Source organism: Paraburkholderia piptadeniae (genome assembly GCF_900007165.1).
Taxonomy (GTDB): Bacteria; Pseudomonadota; Gammaproteobacteria; order Burkholderiales; family Burkholderiaceae; genus Paraburkholderia; species Paraburkholderia piptadeniae.
In genome coordinates this window covers 216,249-236,424 of the sequence record NZ_CYGY02000030.1, presented here as the reverse complement: position 1 = coordinate 236,424, position 20,176 = coordinate 216,249, and the positions used below count along the sequence as shown (strand labels likewise).

13 protein-coding genes and 1 pseudogene are annotated in these 20,176 nt (G+C 65.5%); 12 read left to right on the top strand and 2 right to left on the bottom strand.

Features of this window, described 5'->3' with window-relative positions:
- The first annotated feature begins 12 nt into the window (after positions 1–12).
- Positions 13–819, top strand: coding sequence for a transglutaminase family protein (locus tag BN2476_RS15735; protein ID WP_087735076.1), 807 nt, complete (start codon positions 13–15; stop codon positions 817–819).
- Positions 820–1,691: 872 nt separating this feature from the next.
- Here BN2476_RS15735 and BN2476_RS15730 read toward each other — a convergent pair.
- The gene (locus BN2476_RS15730; RefSeq protein WP_235850856.1) at positions 1,692–2,039 is read right to left on the bottom strand and encodes a diacylglycerol kinase; all 348 of its coding nucleotides are present in this window, start codon (positions 2,037–2,039) and stop codon (positions 1,692–1,694) included.
- A 166-nt stretch (positions 2,040–2,205) separates the two neighbouring features.
- Between BN2476_RS15730 and bcsB the strand changes: the two are divergent.
- The 11 genes and pseudogenes from bcsB to BN2476_RS15680 form a co-directional block, all read left to right on the top strand.
- Positions 2,206–4,551 (top strand): annotated as a pseudogene (gene bcsB / locus BN2476_RS15725) (cellulose biosynthesis cyclic di-GMP-binding regulatory protein BcsB); the annotation flags it as partial.
- Between the two features lie 9 nt (positions 4,552–4,560).
- Positions 4,561–5,847, top strand: coding sequence for a cellulose synthase complex periplasmic endoglucanase BcsZ (gene bcsZ, locus BN2476_RS15720; RefSeq protein WP_438942882.1), 1,287 nt, complete (start codon positions 4,561–4,563; stop codon positions 5,845–5,847).
- Between the two features lie 80 nt (positions 5,848–5,927).
- Positions 5,928–9,875, top strand: a complete 3,948-nt coding sequence (locus tag BN2476_RS15715) for a cellulose synthase subunit BcsC-related outer membrane protein (RefSeq protein WP_438942881.1) — start codon at positions 5,928–5,930, stop codon at positions 9,873–9,875.
- Between the two features lie 31 nt (positions 9,876–9,906).
- Positions 9,907–11,847, top strand: a complete 1,941-nt coding sequence (bcsE, locus tag BN2476_RS15710) for a cellulose biosynthesis protein BcsE (protein WP_235850854.1) — start codon at positions 9,907–9,909, stop codon at positions 11,845–11,847.
- Complete coding sequence (locus BN2476_RS15705; protein ID WP_235850853.1) at positions 11,847–12,053, top strand: hypothetical protein; 207 nt, start codon at positions 11,847–11,849, stop codon at positions 12,051–12,053. The genes bcsE and BN2476_RS15705 overlap by 1 nt, the downstream gene beginning before the upstream one ends.
- A complete protein-coding gene (gene bcsQ / locus BN2476_RS15700) occupies positions 12,050–12,835 on the top strand; it encodes a cellulose biosynthesis protein BcsQ (RefSeq protein ID WP_087735070.1) in 786 nt (261 codons plus the stop codon). Before BN2476_RS15705 ends, bcsQ begins: the two co-directional genes overlap by 4 nt.
- Positions 12,832–15,366: a UDP-forming cellulose synthase catalytic subunit gene (gene bcsA, locus BN2476_RS15695; protein WP_087735069.1), complete on the top strand. Its 2,535-nt coding sequence runs from the start codon at positions 12,832–12,834 to the stop codon at positions 15,364–15,366. Before bcsQ ends, bcsA begins: the two co-directional genes overlap by 4 nt.
- Positions 15,367–15,407: 41 nt before the next feature.
- The gene (gene bcsG, locus BN2476_RS15690; RefSeq protein ID WP_087735068.1) at positions 15,408–16,958 is read left to right on the top strand and encodes a cellulose biosynthesis protein BcsG; all 1,551 of its coding nucleotides are present in this window, start codon (positions 15,408–15,410) and stop codon (positions 16,956–16,958) included.
- On the top strand, positions 16,955–17,131 hold the full coding sequence (locus tag BN2476_RS47220) for a hypothetical protein (protein WP_162849251.1): 177 nt from the start codon (positions 16,955–16,957) through the stop codon (positions 17,129–17,131). The genes bcsG and BN2476_RS47220 overlap by 4 nt, the downstream gene beginning before the upstream one ends.
- A gap of 239 nt (positions 17,132–17,370) precedes the next feature.
- Positions 17,371–17,622 (top strand): hypothetical protein, encoded by a 252-nt coding sequence (locus tag BN2476_RS15685; protein WP_087735067.1) that lies wholly within the window; start codon positions 17,371–17,373, stop codon positions 17,620–17,622.
- Positions 17,623–17,926: 304 nt separating this feature from the next.
- On the top strand, positions 17,927–18,838 hold the full coding sequence (locus tag BN2476_RS15680; RefSeq protein WP_087735066.1) for a proteasome-type protease: 912 nt from the start codon (positions 17,927–17,929) through the stop codon (positions 18,836–18,838).
- Positions 18,839–18,962: 124 nt separating this feature from the next.
- Here BN2476_RS15680 and BN2476_RS15675 read toward each other — a convergent pair whose 3' ends face one another.
- Positions 18,963–20,150, bottom strand: a complete 1,188-nt coding sequence (locus BN2476_RS15675; protein ID WP_087735065.1) for a porin — start codon at positions 20,148–20,150, stop codon at positions 18,963–18,965.
- Positions 20,151–20,176: the final 26 nt, after the last annotated feature.

Sequence of the window (20,176 nt, the reverse complement as noted above, 5' to 3'; positions counted from 1 at the left end):
GGAGTCCCCTCAATGTTTCTCTCGATCCGCCACGACACGTCCTACCGCTACGAATCGACGGTCCACTATTCGATCCAGCAGCTGCGCCTCACGCCGTCGAGCGGTGCTTCGCAAGTCGTGCGGCGCTGGACGCTCGAAGCGCCCGGCAAGCTCGATTCGACCTTCGACGCCTACGGCAACGTGCTGCACACGCTCGTGCTCAACAAGCCGCACGACGAGATTCGCGTGCACGTATCGGGCGAAATCGACACTTTTCCGCTGATCGACGGGCGGCTCGGCGACGCCGCGGGCGCGATTCCGCTCGAGCATTTCACGTGCGCGACGCGTCTGACCGAGTGCGATCCCGCTATTCGCGATCTGGCCGCGTCGGCGCCGCCCCTCGACAGGCCGGCGGCGCTGATCGCGCTCGCGGAGAAAATCGTCGACCGCGTGACGTTCGAGCCGGGCGTCACGGGCGTGGCGAGCACGGCGTCACAGGCGCTCGCGCTCGGCAAGGGCGTTTGCCAGGATCACGCGCATCTGATGCTCGCGTGCTGCCGCGCGCGCGGCCTGCCGGCGCGCTACGTGAGCGGCTATATCGAACCCGGCGAGGTCGAGCACGCAGCGAGTCACGCGTGGGTCGATGTGTGGCTCGCGGGCCTGGGCTGGGTTTCCGTCGACGTCACGCACGCGGCGTTCGCAAGCGAGATGTATTGCCGGCTCGCGGCGGCGCGCGACTACGAAGCGGCGTCGCCCGTGCGCGGACGGCGTATCGGCGGGCTGGAGGAGACACTCGATGTGTCGGTTGCGGTGAAGGCGCAGGAGCAGACGGAACAGTAAGGCGTTTCCAGTCCGCAGCGCGTGCCTTTAGTCGCGCAATCGGCTGCGTTGCGGTCAATCGAAATGGCACGGCCTCGCTAGCGCATAGCTGGCCGATGTCATTCCAATAGAAACATCGTGCCCGGATTTTCATATAAGTCTATAGGCCGATCGCATTGCGCGATTTAACAATGGCCGGTCCATTTGCCGTCCCTTAATAAATTGAAAGAGACGCGGCGCGGCGTTTTTCAAATCGATGAATGCAGTGCAAGCCTGCCGGCCGATGCAGTCGAGGTCACTGCATCGTGCTCAATTCAGCCGTATTTCGAATGATTTGTGCGGAATTTATGGGGCAAACGTTTGTAGCGTGTTCCGATAGCTCAAGCTGGCGGCCAACTGTCCGTTAACAGTAGTACGGGCAAATCGGGACATCGCGGTCGCTCGGCAATGCGAGCAGGACCGGGTTCCAATACGGGCGATTAACCATCTGAGGACCTTGCTCTGCGCAAGGGTGCCTTTCTCGGCATTTTGCCGCTCCAATTCGCGTGCTCAGCGCTGTGCTTGCCCGAAATGTCCACTGGAGTTTTGAGATAATGAGCGCCGGGCTCGCATCAGGAAATGGGTTGGTTGGCGTTTGTTCGCAGTTGACGAGTTGCAGAAATAACGACGACGCGGCTGTTTCAGCTGTCTACGGGGTTGGGGTTGCAGAACATTGGGCAACGCGTGCTGGCGCCTGCGCGCGGCAGGCAGCATATCGCGTTGCACGTGCGGAGGGCGGACCACCTTCTTCCTGCGATACGGTCGGTTCGACGGGCGCACTACCTTGCGACCTTCTGGTGACCGGGTTCACGCCGGACTTCGTGCCGGCCGCGCGCTCAGAACAGCGACCTTATTCAACCCGAGGCCAATGGGCCGCACAGCGTGATCCACGCGATTGCGCAGATCGGCACGGCGACAGTGACGGCCGTGCTGCCGCAGTCTTTTGCTCGGCCGGACAGGTCATGCCCGTCAGGCGAGATGCGATCGATCGTCGCCTCGATGCCCGAATTGGCAAGTTCGACAAGCAGGACCAGCAGCGTGGTTGCGACAGGCATCGCACGCTCGACAGTGGGCAGCGGCACTATCGCAGCCGATGGAATCACCACCATAGCGGCGATCAGTTCCTGACGGAAAGCGCTTTCGTGGGGCACGGTTGCGACGAACACCCGATACGAGTGGCGCAGTGCGAAAAGCCCTCGCATCGGACCGTTGCGTTTGCACGTTTTTGCGAGTGACGTCGAACCAGTCGATCGACGCATGATGGGACAATAAATTGATTGCCGGAAGTTATTACATAGTGCTGCCGCCATTGATCTCGCTGGAATTGCAACCAGCCCTCTCCGACTCGTTGACGGGTCCACGAAATGACCATCTGATAGTGCCGCGCGCCACGCGCATGCTTTCCAGCGAGTCGACGCGCTCATGAAAACATTCGTGTCGGCTTGTCTCGCCGCATCGCTTGCGGGTGCGTCTCTCGTGTTTGCCGGTCTCCCCGCGCATGCACAAACCAGCGCTGAGTCTGCTGTGCGTACGCCGGCGGCGCATGTTGCCGCCAGCGTGCCGGGAGGCGCCGATGCTCGCATCGCGCCCTCATCGGACGCCTCTGCGCAGCATGTTTCTTTCGCTGCATTGGGTGCCTGGCAGCCGCTCGATCTGCATGGTCTCGACGACACGCGCACCGTGAATCTCGGCGTGCGGCTCGATCATGCCGTGAGCGCTGCATGGCTGCGTCTGCGGTTCACGTACTCGCCCGCGCTCGTTTTTCCGATCTCGCACATGAAGGTGACGCTCAACGGCGAGGCGTTCGCGACCGTGCCGTTCGACCGCGAGCACGCGGGTCAGATGGTGACCCAGGACATTCCGCTCGATCCACGTTTTCTGACCGACTACACGCAGATCGGCCTCAACCTCGTCGCGCATTACACGCTCGACCATTGCGAGGACCCGGATAGTTCCGCGTTATGGGCCCAGATCAGCCCCACGAGCGAGGTGATTCTGCAGACCTCGCCGATCCGTCTGCCCAACGATCTGGCGTTGCTGCCTGCGCCGTTCTTCGACCGGCGCGACGTCGGCCGGCTCGACCTTCCGTTCGTGCTGCCGCCGTCGCCTGACAACGCGACGCTGCGCAGCGCGGCGATCGTCGCGTCATGGTTCGGCGCGCTCGCCGACTACCGCGGCGCGCGCTTTCCGGCGCTCGACGCGTTGCCAGCCAACAGTCACGCCGTCGTGATCGGCACGCGCGCGCAGTTGCCGGCCGCACTCCCGTTGCCGGATGTCGACGGGCCGATGCTGATCGTCGCGGACAACCCGAGCGCTCCCGCGCAGAAGCTGCTCGTCGTCACGGGGCGCGACGCGAGCGAAGTCGATGAGGCTGCCTACGCGCTCGTCCTCGGCAAGAACGCCATGTCGGGGCCGGCCGTGCGCGTCTCGCAGGTCGATATCGGCGCGCCGCGCAAGCCTTATGACGCGCCTCGCTGGCTGCCTGTGGACCGGAAGGTGGCGTTCCACGAACTCGTCGACAACTCGCAGCAGTTGCAGGTGACGGGCAGCACGCCGGACGCGATCCGGCTCAACCTGCGCGTGCCCGCCGACATTTTCTCGTGGAGCGGAGCGGGCGTGCCGCTCGAACTCAAGTATCGCTACACCGCGCCAACGGTGCAGAACAATTCCGCGCTCGCGATCGAAATCAACGATCAGCTTGTGAAGTCCTACCGGCTTCCACCCGCGAAAGCTGAAGATGCCCAGGGCCATCTGCAGTTGCCGCTGCTGTCGGCTGCAGGCGGAGGCGCGGCGAGCGCGCTGGAGATTCCTGCTTTTCGCGTCGGCAGCGCGAACCAGCTGCAGCTGCGCTTCCGTCTGGACTCGCAGAAGACGGGACTGTGCCAGAGCGTCGCGGCCAATCCCGTGCAGGCCGCGATCGACCCCGACTCGACAATCGACTTTTCCCGCTTCATCCATTACGCGGAGATGCCCAATCTCGCGTACTTCTCGAACAGTGGTTTTCCGTTCACGCGGTATGCGGATCTTGCGCAGACTGCCGTCGTGATTCCTGAGCATCCGTCGCGCGAAGAACTCGAATCCATGTTGACGATGCTCGGACATATGGGGCAGTGGACGGGGCTGCCGTCGTTGCGCGTGCAGATCAGGCGCCCGTCGGAAGTCCCGGCGGTGCCCGACAAGGATCTGCTCGTGATCGGCACGGGCGGTTCGATGCCGCTCTTCGCGCGTTGGCGCACGAGCTTGCCGCTCGCGATCGACGGGGCAAAGGGCGGCATCCATCCGGTGTCTTTCTCCGTCCGCGAGCACTGGCGGGATGGCTCGCTGTTGCCGAAAGGCGGCGCGCACCTCGACCGCGATGGTGCGCTCGCGGCGCTGATCGGATTCGAAGTGCCCGGCAGCCTTCATCGCAGCGTCGTCGCGTTGACGGCGACCGACGAAGCGCATCTCCTGGCGCTGCTCGACGCATTCGACAAGGCCGATAGCGTGGGCAAGGTGCAGGGCGACGTCGCGCTGATCCGTGCAGATTCGGTGGAAAGCATGCGGGTCGGGCCGACCTATCTGGTCGGTGAATTGCCGTGGTACGCGCCGCTCTGGCGCTATGCCGTCGAGCATCCGTTGCTGCTTGGTGTTCTCGGCGTGATTGCGGGTCTTCTGCTGGCGATCGGCGCATTCGCAGGTTTGCAGGCGCTCGCAGAGCGGCGGCGGGGAATCTGAGCGATGCCGATGTGCCGTGAAAAGCAGCAGCGCACGCCGGGCGCGCGTTCAGCGTGTTTGCGCAGACCACGAGTCCGCGCGCGAGGGGCGTGCGTGAGGGCGCTTGCTGGCGCGCTGACGTTGTTCGGATGGGTGCTTGCGCATGCTGCAACCGTCGACCTCACGGACGCGGCGGGACGGGACAATCCAGCGCAAGCCGTCGCGACGCAATCATGCGGCGCGCCCCAGGTCTGGCCGCGTTGGCAAGGGTTTCTCCAGCAATTCGTCTCCGCGGACGGTCGTGTGATCGACGTGGGCTCGGCCGATGAGCGTACCGTCTCCGAGGGACAGGCCTACGCGCTGTTCTTCGCGCTGGTCGCCAACGACCGCGCGAGCTTCGACAGACTTTTGCGCTGGACGGAAGTCAACCTCGCCGAGGGCGATCTGGCGACGCATCTGCCGGCATGGCTATGGGGGCGCCGCACGGATGGCGAATTCGCTGTGCTCGATGCAAACGCGGCGTCCGATGCGGACCTGTGGATCGCCTACGCACTGCTCGAAGCCGGCGCGCTGTGGGGCGAACGCAGCTACTTTGCGCGTGGTGCGCTGCTCGCGAGGCACGTGCTCGATGCGGAGACTGCTTACGTTCCCGGTCTGGGTCTCACGCTGCTGCCCGGGCCTGTGGGCTTCCATCCGGAGCCGGACCTCTGGCGTGTGAATCCGTCTTATTCGCCCCCACAGGTGTTGCGGGGCATCGGTACGCGCTTGCCGTCCGACGCTCGCTGGGCTCGCGTCGTCGAAAGCGGCTCGCATGTGCTGCTGGATACGGCGCCTCTCGGCTACGCGCCGGATTGGGCGCTCTACCGTCGTGGAAACGGCTTTCAGCCCGACACCGAAACGCATGCTGTCAGCGCATACAACGCAATTCGCGTGTACCTGTGGACGGGCACCATGAACGCGCGCGATCCGCTGTCGAACCGGCTTGCCGAGCACTTCAAACCCTACGCGGACTTTATTGCCGCTCACGGCGCCCCGCCCGAAACGATCGATGCCGTGAGCGGCAAGCCCGGCCAGAACATGGGCAATGCGGGGTTTTCCGCGGCGTCGGTGCCATTCCTCGATGCGCTTGGCCGCGCGCCGCTCGCCGACGCGCAGGTCGCGCGGATCGATACGCTCGACGCACAAACGCCGCCCGGCTACTACTCGAGTGTGTTGACTCTGTTCGGACTCGGCTGGCGCGAAGGCCGCTATCGCTTCGCTGACGATGGCACGCTCGATGTGCGCTGGAGCGCGGCATGTCACGGAGGCGCGCGTTGAACGTGCATCGCGTCGCATGCGCTGCCGCATTCCGCCGATCGCGAGCGAGAGGCGTGCAAGCGGCTATCGCCAGCCTGGTCATGTGCGCGGGATTCGCGTCCGCCGACGCGCAGGCGTCGACCGCGACGACAGGATCGGCGGGGCGGGTACGGCCCGCGTCCGGTGCCTCGATGCTGCCCGCGCCCGCAAGCGATGCCGCGCAGCGATTGCCCGCCGACGCTCAGCGCCTGCTCGCCGCTGCGCGCATGTGGTCAAGCAAGCATCGCGACGATCTGGCTTCGCAGGCGATCAACAAGGCGCTGCTGATCGCGCCCGACACGCCCGACTTGCTGGCCGAGCGGGCGCGCATTCAATTGAGGCTCGGACGCACTCGCGAAGCGCAGGAAGCGCTTGCGGGTCTGCGGCGGTTGGCTCCTGCCAGCGCGCAGACGGAGGCGCTCGCCGACGAGTTGCGCGTCGCGACGAGCGGCCGCGAAGAGTTCGCCACCGTCCGTCTGCTCGCACGCAGCGGCCAGTCGGCCGAGGCCACGCGCCGGCTCGTCGCGCTGTTTCCGCATGGCGCGCCGCCCGGCCCGCTCGGTGTCGAGTATTACCAGATTCTGTCCGGCACGAAGGAGGGCAGGGTGCTCGCCATCGATGGGCTGCGCCGGCGCATTGCCGCGAACCCTGACGACGTCGACGCGATGCTCGTTCTCGCCGGGCTGCTAAACGGCGGCAACGACACGCGCGCGGAGGCGAATCGCCTCGCATGGCGGCTCGCCTTGCGACCGGACGCCGATCACGCCGCGGCCATGAACGTCTGGCGCCACGTGCTGCAATCGGCGGGCGCAGATCCGGCCTATCTCGACGCGCTGCGCGCCTGGCTTGCGCTGGTGCCGGACGACACGGAGTTCCGGGACCGCGTGGCGGCGATCGACGCCCGGCTCGACGCACAGCGCCGGCTGGAGCGAGACCCGGACTATATCGCGGAGCAGCGCGGGCTCAAGGCGCTTGCACGCGGCGATCTCGTCGGCGCGGAGCCGCTTCTCGTCCAGGCGGCCCGTGCACGGGCAGACGACGCGGACGCGGTCGGCGGCCTCGGGCTCGTGCGGATGCGCGAGGGACGGCGCGACGAGGCGCGCGTGTTGTTCCTGCGCGCGGCCACGCTCGACGCGGACAATCGCGGCAAATGGGAAGGTCTCGCGCGCACGGCGGCGTTCTGGGCGACGCTCGCCGATGGCCGCGCAGCAGCGGCAGCGGGTCGCGCGCAGGACGCGGCGAACGCGGCGCGCAGCGCACTCGCGATGCAACCGGACAGTCCCGATGCCAAGTTGCTGCTTGCCGACGCGTTGCTTGCCGGGCAAGACTGGCAGGGCGCGGAGCCGTTGCTGCGCAGCCTTTTGTCGGCGCGCGAGCCGGGCCTCGGCGCCGTGCGCAGCATGCAGACGCTGCTCGATGCAACAGGACGCGGCGAGCGGTTCGGACCGCTGATCGAGGCGCTACGCGGCCGCTTCAGCGACCCGGCGGACAGGCGCAGCCTCGATGCGATGCGCGGCGGCGTGTTCGCGGACGAGGCCGCGCGCGAGGCCGCGCAGGGCAGTCTGGGCCCGGCCGCGCAGCGTTACGAGGCTTCGCTGCGGCTCTCACCCGACGCGCCGTGGACACGCTTCGCGCTCGCGCGGCTCTATCGCGACATCGGGTTGCCGCAACTCGGACGCGACGTGATGAACGATGGCGTGAAGCAATACGGGTCGCCGGAAATGTTCTATGCCAGCGCGCTCTATCTGAATTCCATCGACGATGTGGCGGGTGCGAAGCAGGCACTCGCGCGTGTCGACGACGCCGGGCGCAGCGATAGCATGCGAGCGCTCGCGCGCAAGCTCGATGCGCAACTTGCGCTGGCCGACGCGCGTGCCGCGCTCGCATCCGGCGACCGGGCTGGCGCGACGCGCATGCTCGAACACGCCCAGACGCTGGCGGCCGACGACCCCGATATGCTGGCGGGCGTGGGCACGATGTGGATCGATGCAGGCGACGCAGATCGCGGCCTCGCTTTGCTGCGGGACTGGATTCGCGTGAACCGCGAGCGCGCGGATGCAGGCGTGCGTCTGCGATACGGCGATCTGCTCGGGCATGCGCGTCGGGACGCCGAGCTCGATGGCTGGCTTGCGCAGATTCGAACGGTAGATGGACTTGACGAAAGCGAACGCTCGCGGCTCGAAGATCAGGCGCTGCGTCTTGCGTTGCGCGAGATCGACGATGCACTGGACAGCGACGACTACGCGCGCGCGCAGCGGTTGCTCGCTCGCGTCAGCGCGGCGGGCCAGCGGGACCCGCGCTATGCGCTCGAGGTCGCCGATGTGCAACGCGCGCAGGGGCACTACGACGCGGCCCGCGCCGCGCTCGAGCCATTGCTCGCCGCTACGCCGGAGAACGTGGACGCCCAGCTTGCGCTTGCGCGCATCGACGCGGAAGACGGCGAACGACGCGCTGCCCTTGCCGTCGTGCGGCGCGTCGTCGACGCGGCACCCGACGACGATGTCGACACGCGCCTTTCTGCGGCCCGAAGGCTGTCCGTGCTGGGCCAGTACGCGGAAGCCGGACAGATCACGGACGCCTTGCGCGTCGCTTACCCGGGGCGAGCGGACGTTACGGTGCAGGCTGGCCGCATTGCACAGGATCTCGGTCATTATCAGGAAGCCGAATCGTTGTACCGGCTGTCGGCGCATGAAGAGAAGCTGGCGGGCGTGACTTCGGGCGCCGCCGACGGCACGCCCGCGCAGGCCGCGCTAGCCGGGTTGCAGCAGCGCCGCGATCCGATGATCGAAGCCGGCGTGCTGCCCGCGTACAAATCGGGTGACGCAGGCATCTCCGAGTATCACGCGTGGCAGGCGCCCGTGTACGTGCAGATCCCGTATCGCTATGACGGACACTTCTTCGCGCATATCGACGCCGTGACACTCGATGCCGGCAAGCTGTCGCTGGGCGACTGGCCCAACGATATCGGCGGCGCCAACACCTTTACGCGCGACACGTTCGGCACGTTTGCGAGGGTCGATAACGCGGACCTGGCGCAACTCACCCAATGGAGAGCCAACAACCCGGCGCTGGCCGACGCAGTCAACGCGAACGTGCAGCGCTATGCGAGCCAGCGAGCGACGGGCGTGGCACTGGGTACGGGCTATGTATCGGACGCGTGGCGCGTCGACATCGGCACGACCCCGCTCGGCTTTCCTGTCCATTACCTGGTGGGCGGCATACGCTACCGCTTCGATGCCGGTCCGGCGAGCTTCAGCGCGAGTGTGTCCCGGCGCCCGGAGACGGGCAGCGTGCTTGCCTACGCCGGCATGCACGATCCGGTGACGGGAGCCGTCTGGGGAGGCGTGCGGCGTGACGGCATCGATCTGCATTCGGCGATCGACGTCGGCCGCGTCAGCGTGTTCGCCGACCTGGGTGTCGCCGAGCTGACCGGGCGCAACGTTGCGTCGAACCAGGAGGTCACGCTGCGCACAGGCTTCATCACTCCCGTCTGGCAGCGCGCCACCATGCGCGTGAACACCGGCCTCATCGGCAATGCCTGGCATTACACCGACAATCTGCGCTTTTACAGCTACGGGCAGGGCGGCTACTACAGTCCGCAGCGTTATCTGTCGCTCGGCGTGCCGCTCGAATGGGAGGGGCGGCACGATGCGCTCACCTGGGACATCACGGCGACTGTCGGATTGTCGAACGCCTACGAAAAGGACTCGCCCTATTACCCGAACGGATTGCCGTCGTTCTACGGCCCCGGCTTTCCGGCACTCGTCTCCGGCAGCAACCTGGTCTACGGAGGCAGCTCGACGCAGGGCGTGAGTTTTTCGTATGGGATTTCGGCCATTGCGCAATATCGCTTCAATGCGCACCTGGTAGCGGGTGTGCGCGTCGAGATCGATCACGCGCACGACTACGCGCCGAGCGCAGGCATGGTGTATGTGCGCTATTCCTTCGACGCGCGCAAAAAGGACCGCAGCCTGTCGCCGACACCGGTTCGCCTGTATTCGAGCTTTTGAACGGCGCATCGATCAACGAACGGACACTTTCATGGACACCGCTTCCTCCTCCCTCGCGACGACGGGCGCTCTACCGCTCTGGCGCTGGCTGGCAGCCGCGAAGAGCATGCTGCGCCCGCCCTCTGCGAGGACCGGTCGGCTTGGAGTCGACGGCCTGCCCGACGACTGGGCGTGGATCGAGAACGGCAAGCTCTACGCGGTGTACGCGACGGGAGGCACGCCGGCCGCGGACGCGCTGATCTGGGCGAGCGTGCGGACCGCGCAATCGCGCCACGTGACCGTGGTGCTGGCGCGAGAACGTGACGCCGTCACCGCGCGGCTGCGCGAACTCGGCTTCGCCGACGATCGTCCCGCGCGTGGCTGGCCCCGTGGCCTGAACGTGCTCGCGATGCCTCCCGAGGCAGCGCACGCCGAACGCGGCGCGCGCCCCGTCGCATTCGCGCGTCTGATTGGCGCGCTGCATGCGCTTCGCAGATTCGGCGTGCGCCGGCGGGCGCTTTACATCATCGAGGGAGGCGAGCGCTGGTTCAGCTGGAGCGATCCCGTGGCCCTCGCGCGCGAAGGCCGCGCGCTCGCCGGCTGGTGCGCGGCACGACGCGTCGCGATGGTGCTGCTGCTGGACGCCGAAGGCGCGCGAGCTGCGTCGCAATCGAGCAATGCCGCGTCTCACGACCTCGCGCAGCCCGACGCAACGGACGATACGCCCGACGGGTTGGCGGCTCTCGCTGGACGTCCCGAATTCCATGCCGCGTGCGCGGGCGTCGCACGAGTGCAGCACACGCATGGCGAGCTGCTGTGGCACGGAGACTTCTGGCGCAGTGGCGAAACGCTGGTGACGGGCGAGCGTCTCGGACTGCGCTTTTCCGAGGCGGGCCGGCTGACGGTGGCTCCTGGGACGGCAGACGCGTGGGAAGTCGACGGCGACGTGTTGCTCGCCCGTGACGACGCACGCGTGGTGGTGACGCGTGTCGCCGTTCACGGTGAGGAGCGCTGGCTGCCGCCGCACTGGGAGATCGTCGAAGATCAGATGTCGCTTCTCGCCGCGTGCAGCGGCGCCCAGGCTGCGACCGTTTTGCTGGACTATCGAGGCAGCGCGGATCTCGAGCCGCTCTGCTCGACGATTCATGCGTTGCGCCGTCGATGCGGACGCGCGCTCAAGATCGCGGTGGTGGAGCGGGGCGAGGTCTTGCGGCATCAGTACGAACTGCTGGTGCTGAATCTGGGCGCGAACCTGGTGCTAGGTCGTGAGCTGCCGTTCTCGCGCGTCCAGTCGTTGCTTCAGTCGCTTCAGGGGCAACTGCATACGCGCCCCGTCGCCGTCGACTATCGCGCCGCGCTCGCGGCCGCCCTTAGCGATTCGGGATCGGGCTATCTGCCCGTTGGAGAATTCTGCGAGCGGCTTCGCACGACCGTTGCGCGTGGCGCGCCGCTCAAGTTGCCTCATGTCCTCGTGAAGCTCAGGCTCGCGCCGGGTCGGGCCCACGGCGAGGCGCTGCGCCATTGCATGCCCCGGCGCTCGGGTGACGTGCTGACGCTCGATGCCAGTCATCTCTATCTGTTTCTGTTCGCGTGCCGGCCAGCCGACGTGGATCGCGCGCTCGCGAACATCGTCGATGTGCCCGTGGACCTGCTCGCTGAACGTGTGGATCGTTTCACCGAGGATGCGATCGACGCCGAGCTACGCGATCTCGAAGCAGCGAACCGGCGCACGCGGTTTGCGGACTATAGCGATCTATATCCCGCGGTGCCGCGTTCTCCTCTCCCATCGCCGTTGACGGCCGAAGCAGTCGACAGGCCACGGCAAGCGGGTGCGGAAAGCCATACGGCTGTCGATCAGCCGGACACGGCGAACGGGCGTGCGGAGACCTCGGCTTCAGCGACGTCAAAGTCCGGCGACGGGGCGCTCGTCCCACCGCGCCCACGCCGCGCCGTTCGCGCGGCGATGCCTGTGCTCATGCGGGAGAAAGCGTGATGCAGTTTCTGCTCATCTGTCTGGTGACGGGCATGGTCGCGGCCGTTCCCGTCTGGATGCTCTGGCAACGCTTCGGCACCCGGCGCGGTCTCGATGGCGTGAAGCGCTTCGATCCTCGCGAGGCCGTGCCGTGTACGCTCGAGCCCGTCGCACTGAGCGCACAGCTTGTGCGCGACGTTGCGCGTCGTGACGAGGCCCGCCGATGAAAACCATCGCGGTGGTATCGACGGCAGGCGGCACGGGGCGTACCACATTGAGCGCCGCGCTTGCCGTGCTGCTTGCGCGCCGTGGGCGCCAGATCGTCGCGCTCGATTTCGATCCGCAGAATGTTCTGGGCGCGTATCTGGGCCTCGATTCGGTGGATGGGCCGGGTATCGGCGATGCGATCAAAGTCGAGGCGGCAGACGGCGCAGACCCGTGGCAGGAATGGACGTGGCGCAACGAAGAGGGCGTGCTGTTCGTTCCCTACGGCCGGCGACCGCTCTTCGAAAACACGCGATGCGAGACGCGGCTTGCACAGGCGCCGCAGTGGCTTGGACGCTCGCTCGCGCTGCTCGATCTGGACGATGACGCAGCCGTGCTGATCGACACGCCGCGCTATCCGTCGCAGCAGGCGGACCAGGCGATTCGCGCGGCCGATCTCGTCTTATGCGTCACGCCGCCCGAACCGGTTGCCTGTGCGACGCTGGTTTCCAATCTGCCCGATTTGCAGGCCGCAAGCTCGCGGTTCAGGGTGGTCGTGAACCGGCTGAATCCTGCGCGCGACATGCAGCGCGATGTGCTGACGATGCTCCGTGCCGCGCTGGGCCCGGATATCCTCGTCGATCAGCGAGTGCATTTCGATGCCGCGCTGCCGGAGTCGTTCGCACGCGGCTGCTGGCTCTTCGACGACGCACCGTACTCGCAGACTGCGCACGATCTCCAGGGTCTCGCGAACTGGCTCGACGCCTGGCTCGGCGAACGTGCCGACAAGGGCAAGGACCGATGAGCACGCCACGCATGGACGACAACAGCCAGTCTGCCGATGCGGCCGACGTCGGCTGGCGCACGCGCGTGCTGGACTGGCTCGCACGCGGGCTCGGTTTGCCAGCCGAGCGAACGGCGCTCGACTGGTGCGTCCGCCTCTTTTTCCATCCGCCATCAGCGGGGCGGCCCGATCGCGTTCGCGATGCTGCGCGTGCGGCGCTCATTGCGCTCGCCGCGCATTGGGGCGTGCTGGATATCCGCAGTCCGCGCGAATGGTTGTGGCGCGCCTTCGTCAGACCGCGTCGCGCGCTGTCGTTCGAATGGATCGACACGTGGATCGTGCCCGCTTACCTTTGGATCACGGCCTGCTGGCGAGCCGTGCAGGCGCGCCTGCCGGATTTGCCGTGGATGCGCTGGGGCGAACGCGTGGAACGCGGCGTGGGCGCACTTGGAAAGGTGCGTTGGCTGCTGCCTGTGTTCGCGGCAGTTGGCGCGGCGATCTGGCTGCTCGTGGGCACATCGCCGCTGACGCCCGTCGGCCAGTTCGAGTTTTTTGCCGTCACCGTGCTCGTCGCGCTCGTCTTGCGCCGCGTGCCCGGACGCGCGCCGCTGCTGGTCCTTGCGCTTCTCGCGCTCTTCGCGATGACACGCTATGCGTGGTGGCGCGCCACGGAGACGCTCGTGTTCGCGTCGCCGGGTGAAGCCGTCGCCGGCTATATGCTGTTCGGCGCGGAAGCCTACACATGGTTGATCCTCGTGCTCGGGCTGCTGCAGACCGCGTGGCCGCTCGAGCGCAAGGTCGAGGCGCTGCCAGCCGATCCGCGCGACTGGCCGAGCGTCGACATCTTCATTCCGACCTACAATGAGCCGCTCGCCGTCGTGAAGCCGACGGTGTTTGCCGCACAGGGTATCGATTGGCCCGCCGATCGCCTGCGCGTGTACTTGCTCGACGATGGCAATCGCCCTGATTTCGCGGACTTTGCCCGCGAGGCGGGGATCGGCTATCTGACGCGAGATGACAACCAGCATGCGAAGGCGGGCAATATCAACCGCGCACTTGCGCGTACACACGGCGAGTACGTCGCGATCTTCGACTGCGATCACGTGCCGACGCGTTCGTTTCTGCAGATGACGATGGGCACGTTTCTGCGCGACAAGCGCTGCGCGCTCGTGCAGACGCCGCATCATTTTTTCTCTCCGGACCCGTTCGAGCGCAACCTCGGGACGTTCCGCCGCGTGCCCAACGAAGGCAATCTGTTCTACGGGCTCGTTCAGGCCGGCAACGACCTGTGGAATGCGGCGTTCTTTTGCGGCTCTTGCGCGGTGCTCCGGCGAAGCGCGCTCGATGAAATCGGCGGTATTGCCGTCGAGACCGTGACCGAGGACGCACACACCGCGCTCAAGCTGCACCGGCGCGGCTACACGAGCGCGTACCTGCCTACCGTGCAGGCAGGGGGGCTCGCAACCGAAACGCTCGCCAGCCACATCGCGCAGCGCACGCGCTGGGCACGCGGCATGGCGCAAATATTTCGGATCGACAACCCATTCCTTGGGCGCGGACTCAGCTTCTTTCAACGGCTGTGCTACAGCAACGCGATGCTGCATTTCTTCTACGGCATTCCGCGTCTGATTTTCCTGACCATGCCGATGGCGTACCTGTTCTTTCAGATGTACTTCATCAATGCCGCCGCCACGCGAATCGCGAGCTACGTATTGCCGTACATCGTGCTCGCGAATATCGCGAACTCGCGGATGCAAGGACGTTATCGGCACTCGTTCTGGGCCGAAGTGTACGAGTCCGTGCTTGCGTGGTACATCGCACTGCCCACGACTGTCGCGTTCTTCAGTCCCCGGCACGGCAAGTTCAACGTGACCAGCAAGGGTGGCCGGATCGCCGAGGGATTCTTCGACTGGACCATATCGCGACCCTATCTCGTGCTGCTTGCACTCAACGCATGCGCATTGGCGGTTGGTGCGTCGCGCCTCGCATTCGAGCAGGGCGCCGAAGGCCCCACGATCGTCATGAACATGGCCTGGACACTCTATAACCTCGTGATGCTGGGCGCTGCGCTTGGCGTCGCGCGTGAGGTGAAGCAGGTACGTGTGACTCACCGAATCGCGATGCACATACCCGCCACCCTCATTCTCTCCGATGGCACGACCGTCAGTTGCACGACGACCGACTACTCGACGGGTGGCTTCGGATTCGATGTCGAGCCGGGGCTCGGAATCCGGGCGGGCGACACGCTCGACGTGTGCGTCAGCCGCGGCGATCGTCTGTTCCACTTTCCGGCCCGTGCGTGCCGCTACGTTGGCCGGCAGCTCGGCGCGCAGTTCGACGCGCTCACGCTCGAGCAGGAGCGGCAGCTCGTGCAGTGCACGTTCGGCCGGGCCGATGCCTGGCTCGGATGGAGCGGCACGGACAACCACGACGCGCCATTGCGCGGCCTGAAGGAAGTGTTGCTGATGGGCGTAGAAGGCTATTCGCGCGTGCTGGCGAGCGGGCGGCGCGCCGTGCAATCACTGCTTGCACTCGATCGCACACGATACTGACGGCGGCGCTCGCAACCCTTGTCGACTCACTGACCTCGATCATGACTTTGTGGAACCTGTATTTCATCGCCAAGCTGTATTTGTTTGAGTCTGGCCATCTGACGCCGCTGTGGATCGCGAATATCGTTTTCGCAGCAGTCCTCGCGGCGACCTCGATGTTCCGGCGCCGCTGGTTGCGCGTCGTGCGCAACCTGATCGGGCTCGCGATCGGACTTCCGCTGATGTATCGCGAGGCGAACGTCCCGCCCTTCTCACGCGTGGTCGAGGAATTCGGCAACCTCACCACGTTCAGCGGCGGCTACTGGCTTGAACTGGCAGGACGCTTCCTGCCGCCGATGTTGCTGCTCGCGGTGCTCGGCGCAGTGCTCGGCTACCTGCTCGTCAATCGCTGGTTGCGCGTCGCGACGTTCGTGTTCGTGGCGCTTGTCGCGATTCCCGTCTGGCAGGCAGGCGCCGCGTTGCTTGTACGCACTTCGCAGACATCCACGGCGGCAGCGGCCGCCGGTCAGGCAGTGGCGCAGCCTGCCGATCACGACGCGGTGCTTGCGGCGTTCCGAAAGGCCGAGTCGCAGAGACAGGTCAATTTCGGCAAACCCGGCGACGACCCCGCGCGCCAGTTCGACGTGATCGTATTGCACATCTGTTCGCTTTCGTGGGATGACCTGGACGTCGCGAAGGCGCGCAATCACCCCATGCTGAGTCACTTCGATTATCTGTTCACGAACTTCAGCACGGCTGCAAGCTACAGCGGACCGGCGGCGATCCGCGTGCTGCGTGCAACCTGCGGACAGGAGTCGCATGCGGATCTGTACAAGGACGCACCGCCGCAGTGTCGTCTGTTCGGGCAACTCGCGGCGGCAGGCTATACCGCGCAGACGCTGCTCAACCACGACGGGCATTTCGACAATTTCCTGCAGATCATTCACGACAACATCGGCGTGCCCAACGCACCGATGATTTCGAACACCGACGTGCCCGTTGCGATGCATGCGTTCGACGGTTCGGCGATTCACGACGACTATGGCACGCTCGCAAAGTGGTACGCGCAACGCGCGCAAATTCCCGGCCCGGTCGCGCTGTACTACAACACGATCAGCCTGCACGACGGCAACCGGTTGCCCAACAGCAGCTTGTCGAGTCTCGAGTCCTATCCGCAGCGCGTGAACACGCTGATGAGCGACTTTGACCGCTTTGCGGACCTGATTGCGTCTTCTGGCAGACGCGCGGTTATCGTGTTCGTGCCGGAGCATGGCGCTGCGTTGCGTGGTGACAGCAACCAGGTGGCGGGGCTTCGGGAGATTCCGACGCCGCGTGTCGTACACGGGCCGGTCGGCGTGCGGCTGGTGGGCTTCGACGGCAATCACGGTCCGACTACCGTGATCGATCGTCCGACGAGTTTCCTCGCTGTCGCGCAGTTGCTGTCGAACCTCGTATCGAACAGCCCTTTCAAGCCCGGCGTCGCGCTCTCGCAATACGCGGCGAATCTGCCGCAGACGCAGATGATCGGCGAGAACGAGGGCACCGTGACGATGGCGACCGCAGACGGCTACGTGGTCAGAACCCCGGACGGCGTGTGGGTGGATGCGCGATGAGAGAACACGCTGAAAACGGGGGCGAGCCCGGACACGACATTGACGGCCTCGCGCGTCACGTACCCGAAGTCGACGCCGCGCGCTACGTCGACGAACAGGCGCGCGGCGCGTACGAGGACGCGCTCGTGCGCTGGCCGTTGCTCGCGCGGCTGATGAAGCTCGAAGGGCGATGAGAGGTCACGCCGTCGCCTGGCGCAGGGACGCACGGCGGCGTCTGGATGGCGGATTCGGCAGATCGACGGGACACTGCTGGCTCGCCTGATCCTCAAGTTTTTTGCGCAATTGCCGTCACGGGGAATGAAGACAATGCAACGCCAGGACGCTTCGCAAGTCCGTAAAATGCATGGTCCGGACGGCGACCGTCCCGTCCGGACCGGCAATGCACGTCAGACGGAACGCCAAAGATTGAATCGTGAAGAACTTTTTCGATAACAAGCTCGCCGAACGCTACGGCTACGGCATCGCCGTATTGATCGCCGCAAAGGCTGCTGATCTGCAGCGCGGGATTGATGCAACGAATGCCCGACGCAGAATCGAGGGTCGTCGTCTGCTCGACGACGCGCGCGTGGAAGAGGTGATCTCGGGTCTGCGCAATAACGGGTTGCTTCCCGACGAAAGGAATGTGGATGGCGCTGATCTGCCGGATGTGGGGGCTGCGGGTTAGTGCCATCTGCCGTTAGCGAGAAAAGTCATTCGTCTGAAAAGAATAAAAAGCCCGATATGGCCAGCGCATTGGCGGGCAATTATCTGAAGAGAGAGACTTTTTATTGCGGCCGGCGTTTTCGCGAGATGGCGCTTTGCACTCTGTTTCTGCTGTAGCGGAGCAGCCGGCATGCAGTACCATGCGCAGAGAGCGTAAGAGTGAGCCCGTCGCCATCGGCTTTGGCGACGGGTTTTTTCTGGGCGATCCGGCGGCCGATCTGCACGTCGTCTAATGTCGAGACATCGAGAGACGCAGGAGTACCGAAATGACCTACTGTGTGGCGATGTGCGTCGACGAAGGCCTCGTGTTCCTCTCTGACACGCGGACCAACGCCGGTGTCGATCACATCAGCACCGCGCGCAAGATGTCGGTGTTCGAAGAGCCGGGACACCGCGTGCTGGTGCTGCTCAGCGCGGGCAACCTGTCGCTCACGCAGGCCGTGCTGCATGAGCTGTCGGAACCCGCCGAGCCGGCGCGGCCCACGCTGTGGACCGTCTCGACGATGGCGGATGCCGCGCGCGTCGTCGGCCAGGCGGTGCGCGACGTCCATCAGCGTGAAGCGAAGGCGCTGCAAGAGTTCGGCGTCGACTTCAATTGCAGCTTCATTCTCGGCGGCCAGATCCACGATGGCAGCGCCAGCGGCAATGGTGTGGCGCAGCCGCGTCCGCGCCTCTTCATGATCTACGCGGCGGGCAATTTCATCGAGTCGTCACGCGTGAATCCGTACTTTCAGATCGGCGAGTCGAAGTATGGCAAGCCAATCATCGACCGCGTGCTCGTGCCGTCGACACCGCTCGACGAAGCCGCCAAGTGCGCGTTGATCTCGATGGATTCGACGCTGCGCTCGAACCTCTCGGTCGGGCTGCCGCTCGATCTGCTCGTCTACGAAAAGGATGCGCTGCGCGTGACGCGCTTCGTCTCGATCGACCAGGACAACACGTATTACCAGATGATTCACCGCACGTGGGGCGAGCGGCTGCGGCAGGTGTTCAGCGAGATTCCCGAGCCGGACTGGCGGAGCGCGGGCGATGTGCCGCGCGACGGGCATATCGGAGAGATGGTGCTGTATCGCGCGCCTGGCGCGCTGCACGCCGATGCCGATGAGGCCCCTGTGGACGCCGTCGCGCGTCCGGCGCAGACCCTTGCGCAAGCCGACAAGCCCAAAGCGCGCGGTTGATCCGGTCGCGGGGGTGCTCGATTTAAGCCAGCACCAATAAAAAAACCAGCCTTCGGCTTGCGCCTCCGGCTGGCTTCTGAAATACGGCTCGACGTCTCGAGCAGTACGCCATTCGTTCTTCGAATTAGAACTTGTGACGGATACCCAGGCTGACGATCGTTTGCGACGACGAGCCCGACTGGTAGCCGTACGAACCGACCGAAGCGTCCGCCGTCACGACCGACGTGCGGCTCGCGCGCTGGTGACCGTTCGCGTGCTGGTATGCGCCGATCAGGTACAGGTCCGTGCGCTTCGACAGCGAGTAATCGCCACCCAGCGAAACCTGGTTGTAGCTTGCCGACGTGTCGCCCGAGCCGTGCGTGTAGATGTAGCCCAGACCCAGCAGCATGGCCGGCGTCATCTGGTACCCAACATAGCCGCCTGCAACGTTGTACTTCTCTTGCTGCGTGAACGCCGACAGGCCGTCCGGCTTGTACTGCGCGAAGCTGTAGCGGATGCCGAACGTGAACGGACCCGCGACATACTGACCAGCAGCCGACGCGATGCCGATCGACTTCGCCGACGCGTATGCGCCGTTGATCGTCGAGCCGTCGAACGTGCCGTCCGACGTTGCGCCCGGACCCCAGCCCGGCGTCGGGCTCGTTGCGCTCACGCCACGACCTGCTGCCGTGTTGCCGTTGGTCATGTGGAGGTAGCCTGCTGCGACGCTGAACGGACCGAAGCCGTACGTTGCCGCGCCCGACCACGTCTGGCCTGCGCCCGTCGCGCCTGCGACGCCGCCCAGAGCGTACATGCCTTCAACCTGGAGGCCACCCCAGACCGGCGACACGTACTTGACTGCGTTGTTCGTACGCGAGCTGTTGTCGTTGTTGTCGACGTCGCCCGGCGTGGTGAACGTGCTGCCGAAGTAGTTGTCAGCCGTCAGCGGCTGAACCATGTCGACGACCGGGTCGTACTGGCGACCGAGGGTCAGCGTACCGTACGCATCGTGCGTCAGACCGACGTATGCCTGACGGCCGAACAGACGGCCACCCTGGCTCATCTTGCCCGAGTTCACGTCGAAGCCGCTTTCCAGCTGGAAGATCGCCTTCAGGCCGCCGCCCAGGTCTTCCGTACCCTTCACGCCCCAGCGGTCACCCTGCAGGTTGCCCGCGAACATCGTGAACAGGTGGTTGTTGGCCGGGTTCGCATGATTCACGTATTGGATCGATTCATCGATCAAGCCGTACAGCGTCACGCTGCTTTGCGCATGCGCCGCGCCTGCAGCGCCGAGCAGTGCCAGCGAGAGGGTAGACAGTGCGATTCGTTTCATCCATTTCTCCACGCAGATGATTGGTT